This window comes from Streptomyces sp. SID14478 (assembly GCF_010548525.1).
Classification (GTDB): Bacteria; Actinomycetota; Actinomycetes; order Streptomycetales; family Streptomycetaceae; genus Streptomyces.
In genome coordinates this window covers 1-4,258 of sequence record NZ_JAAGMG010001281.1, presented here as the reverse complement: position 1 = coordinate 4,258, position 4,258 = coordinate 1, and the positions used below count along the sequence as shown (strand labels likewise).

At 74.9% G+C, this 4,258-nt stretch carries 4 protein-coding genes and 1 pseudogene; 2 read left to right on the top strand and 3 right to left on the bottom strand.

Annotation, left to right across the window (positions count from 1 at the left end; all coding sequences use genetic code 11):
- The 3 genes and pseudogenes from G3I40_RS41080 to G3I40_RS41070 form a co-directional block, all read right to left on the bottom strand.
- A pseudogene (locus tag G3I40_RS41080) lies at positions 1–400 on the bottom strand (MFS transporter); the annotation flags it as partial.
- Between the two features lie 213 nt (positions 401–613).
- Complete coding sequence (locus G3I40_RS41075; RefSeq protein WP_164559906.1) at positions 614–1,402, bottom strand: DUF4239 domain-containing protein; 789 nt, start codon at positions 1,400–1,402, stop codon at positions 614–616.
- Positions 1,403–1,431: 29 nt separating this feature from the next.
- Positions 1,432–2,154, bottom strand: coding sequence for an FCD domain-containing protein (locus G3I40_RS41070; RefSeq protein WP_164559905.1), 723 nt, complete (start codon positions 2,152–2,154; stop codon positions 1,432–1,434).
- A gap of 124 nt (positions 2,155–2,278) precedes the next feature.
- Between G3I40_RS41070 and G3I40_RS41065 the strand changes: the two genes are divergently transcribed.
- Together G3I40_RS41065 and G3I40_RS41060 are read left to right on the top strand one after the other, a co-directional pair.
- Positions 2,279–3,736 (top strand): acyl-CoA synthetase, encoded by a 1,458-nt coding sequence (locus G3I40_RS41065; RefSeq protein WP_343245191.1) that lies wholly within the window; start codon positions 2,279–2,281, stop codon positions 3,734–3,736.
- On the top strand, positions 3,729–4,258 hold a 530-nt coding region (locus tag G3I40_RS41060), incomplete at its 3' end, for a carboxyl transferase domain-containing protein (protein WP_275410318.1). The genes G3I40_RS41065 and G3I40_RS41060, both read left to right, overlap by 8 nt.

Sequence of the window (4,258 nt, the reverse complement as noted above, 5' to 3'; positions counted from 1 at the left end):
CGGCCGCCGCACCGTGCAGCAGGGCGGACCAGCGGGCGGCGGCGAACGCGCTGATCTGCGGCAGCGTGGCCCCGACGAGCGCCCCGGCGACGGCGTCGGGCACCGCCCCCGTCACGAGCAGCGCGACGGCCCCGGCGTGTGCGGCCAGTGTGCACGGCAGGGTCCTGGTCTGCCCGAACCGGTCGACCAGACGGCCGAGTTGGGGTCCGGCCAGCGCGTCGGCGACGGCGAAGCAGCCGGTGACCAGGCCCGCGTCCGCGTAGGACCCGGTGCGGGCGTGCACCAGCCACACGATGCCGAGGCCGGTCATGGCGAGGCCGACCCGTCCGACGCAGGCGGTGAGGAAGAAGGCTCCGGCACCCGGAGTGCGCAGCAGAGCCGAAAAGTTCGCCGACGGCACGGCGTGTCCTTTTCACCGCCCGGCGGGACGCGTCACAACGGGGCCGTCGGCGTCCGGATGTGCCGACCCGTGAGCGCGCCTGGAACCGTCCAGTGTCGGCGTGGCGCGGGGACGCGCGCCCCACGCCGGCTCCGTCACCGGGCAGAGGTAGTGGTTCTCAGGTGTTCAACGGGGCCGATCGTAAAGGGGTAGGGGGCTCGGCGCCAGAAGGGCTCAGTGCCAGAACTGCGCCAACACCCCTTCCTTGAACGGCTGCGGCGAGACCGACAGGTCCCCGGCGAAGGGGTGGTCGAGGGTGAGGCAGAGCAGCAGGCTGACCCCGATCAGCGCCGCGACGGACGTGACGAACATCAGCTGGGCGCGCAGGCTGTGGATGCCGTAGAGGAAGGTCAGCGGCAGCATGACGAGGGCGCCGCCGTAGACGAGGAGGTTCAGCAGCGGCGGCAGCGACTGCTCGGAGTCGGCCAGCCGGGTGCGGCGGGCCGAGGCGATCTCGCCGAGGGTGGTGACGGCCTGCGCGTAGTACGTCTTCTGCGCCTCGGTCTGCGGCTCGTAGTCCTGGAACACCGTGTAGAGGCCGACGACTTGGGAGTTGGTGAGGCCCGGGTCGGGGCGCCCGTCGCGCATCAGGGGCCACTGCTTGTCGACGACGGCGTGCACGTACGCGTCCATGGCCACGGACACCTTGCGCTGCTGCTCCGGCGGGAACGCGGCGGCGTCGCGCAGGACTTCGGCGGTCTGGCTGGCCTCGGCGGCGACGTTGGTGTGCGCGTCGTTGAGTCCCTCCCACTCGGCGACGACGACGAAGGCGAGGATGATGCCGTAGATCGCGGCGTACATGCCGAGGACGACACCGATCATGTCGTTGTAGGTGCCGCCCGCCAGGCGCGGGAAGCCGCGCCGCACCAGTACGGCGCCGGCCAGGGCGACGCAGACGGCACCACCGCCGAGCAGCAGGGCGAGCGCGAGCGTGCTGAAGTTGTTGAGCAGCCAGATTCCCACGCCCGCGTAACGGCCCGGGCCCCGCCGGGTTACGCCCCGTCGGTCGGGGGTTCCCACTCCAGCAGGCGCACCTTCGCCACGGAGCGGACGTGCCGGCGCATCGCCGCCGCCGCGCCGCGCCCCTGCCCCGCCTCGATCGCGTCGAGGATCGCCCGGTGCTGGGCGAGGGAGCGGCCGGGTCGGCGCGGCTGGCGCAGCGACTCGTTGCGGGACTCCGCGATGGGCTCGTCGATCTCCCGCATGAAGGCGGCGAGGAGGGCGCTGTGCGCGGCGGCCGTCACCGCCGCGTGGAACAGGCGGTCGCCCTCGACGCCCAGGCCGCCCTCGGCGATCTCCTCGGCCATCCGGTCGAGCGCGGCGCGCAGTGCGCTCAGGTCGGCCTCCGTGCGGCGCTCGGCCGCCAGTTCGGCCAGCTTCGTCTCCAGCGCCTCGCGCGCCTCCAGGACGTCCGGCAGCCGCTTCTTGCGGGCGACGAGCCGCTCCACCGGTTCGACGAGGGCACCGTCCAGGCGGTCGCGCATCAGGTACGTGCCGCCGCCGTGCCGCGCCTCCACCAGGCCCTGCACTTCCAGGACGACGATCGCCTGCTTGACCGAGGCCCGGCTCACCCCGAGGCGGGCCGCGAGGTCGCGCTCGGTCGGCAGCCGGTCGCCCGCGCGCAGGCCGCCCTCGGCGACGTAGGCGCGCAGCCGGTCGAGCACCTGCTCGTACAGGCGCGGACGCGCCGTCATCGGCCGCAGTGCGTCGGTCATGCTGGCCCCTGGCCTTCCTGTCCCATGTGCCCGGAAGCGTACGTCCTTGACGTGGACGGCTGCCAGACGGCACGCTCGGATTGGTTCAGCCACTGAGCCAATCCGTATCGCGAGGAGTGTTCCCGTGCACCGTCTCCTGCCGGCCCTGACCGACACCCCCGACCGCCCCGCGCTGCGTTTCGGCGAGCGTGCCCTGACGTACGGGGAGCTGGCCTCGGCGGCCGCGCCCCTGGCGGCCCGGCTGGCCGGTTCGGCCCGGGTCGCGGTGTGGGCGACGCCGACCCTGGAGACCGCCGTCGGGGTGGTCGCGGCGCTGCTCGCGGGGGTCGCCGCCGTCCCCGTCAACCCGAAGTCGGGCGACAGCGAGCTGGGGCACATCGTGGCGGACAGCGCCCCGGACGCGGTCCTGGCGGCGCCGGGCACCCGACTGCCGCCCGCGCTGGCCGCGTTGGAGCGCATCGACGTCGACGCCGCCGCCCGGGCCGGGCAGCCGGCCGCACTGCCCGCCGAGCCCGACGACCCCGAGACCCCCGCGTTCGTCGTCTACACGTCCGGCACCACCGGACCGCCCAAGGGCGCGGTGCTGCCGCGCCGCGCCGTCTCCTCGACGCTCGACGCGCTGCGGGACGCCTGGCAGTGGACGGAGCGGGACACCCTGGTGCACGGGCTGCCGCTGTTCCACGTGCACGGCCTGATCCTGGGGATCATCGGCCCGCTGCGGCGCGGCGGCGCGGTGCGGCACCTGGGCCGTTTCGACACGGCCGGGGTGACGCGGGAGCTGTCGTCCGGGGCGACGATGCTCTTCGGCGTCCCGACCATGTACCACCGGATCGCCGAGGCCCTGCCCGCCGACCCGGCGCTCACCGAGGCCCTGGCGTCGGCCCGGCTCCTGGTGTCCGGCTCCGCGGCGCTGCCGGTGCACGACCACGAACGCATCACGGCGCTCACCGGACAGCGGGTCGTCGAGCGGTACGGCATGACGGAGACGCTGATGAACACCAGCGTGCGCGCGGACGGCGATCCGCGGCCCGGCGCCGTCGGGGTGCCGCTGCCCGGCGTCGAGCTGCGGCTCGCGGAGGACGACGGGACTACCGAGGTGCCGGCCGGCGATCCCGAGGCCGTGGGCGAGATCCAGGTCCGCGGGCCGAACCTGTTCCTGGAGTACCTGAACCGGCCCGACGCGACGGCGGCCGCGTTCGCCCCCGGCGGCTGGTTCCGCACGGGCGACATGGCCGTACGCGACCTCGACGGCTACGTCCGCATCATCGGCCGCCGGGCCACCGACCTGATCAAGAGCGGCGGCTACAAGATCGGTGCGGGCGAGATCGAGAACGCGCTCCTCGCGCACCCCGGCGTCCAGGAGGCCGCGGTCACCGGCGCCCCGGACGCCGACCTGGGCGAGCGGGTGGTGGCCTGGGTCGTCCCGGCCGACGCCGAACACCCGCCGCACGCCGACGAGTTGGCGGACCACGTGGCCGGGCTCCTGGCCCCGCACAAGCGCCCCCGCACCGTCCGCTACCTGGACGCGCTGCCCCGCAACGACATGGGCAAGATCCTCAAGCGGGCACTCCCCGATGGCTGACGGCTCGGGCGCGCGGGGCGCCCTGGACGCGGTCTGCGACCCCGGCACCTTCCGGGAACTCCCCTGCCCCGCAACGGCGCAGGGTCCCGACCCCCTCGGCTGGCCCGGCTACGACGCGGCCCGTTCGCGCGCCACGGAGCGGACCGGTGAGACGGAGTCCGTCGCGGCCGGGACCGCCGAGGTGGCCGGCACCGCCGCGGTCCTCGTCGCCTTCGAGTTCGGCTACCTGGGCGGCTCGCTGGGCCGGGAGACGGGCGCCCGTATCGAGGCCGCCCACGTCCACGCCCGCCGGCACCGGCTGCCGGTGGTCCCGCTCGTCGCCACGGGCGGCAGCCGGATGCAGGAGGGCATGGTCGCGCTGACCCAACTCCAGCGCGTGGCACGCGAGTCAGCGCTTACCCGGGCCGCGGGCCTGCCGCAGATCGCGGTGGTGCGCGATCCCACGACGGGCGGCGGCTGGGCCACGCTGGGCGCGGGGGCCGACGTGACCCTCGCCCTGCCGGGGGCGCAGATCGGCTTCGC

Coding starts and splice junctions, on each gene's coding strand:
- G3I40_RS41070 (WP_164559905.1), bottom strand. CDS start 2,154: ATGACCGACGCACTGCGGCCGATGACGGCGCGTCCGCGCCTGTACGAG.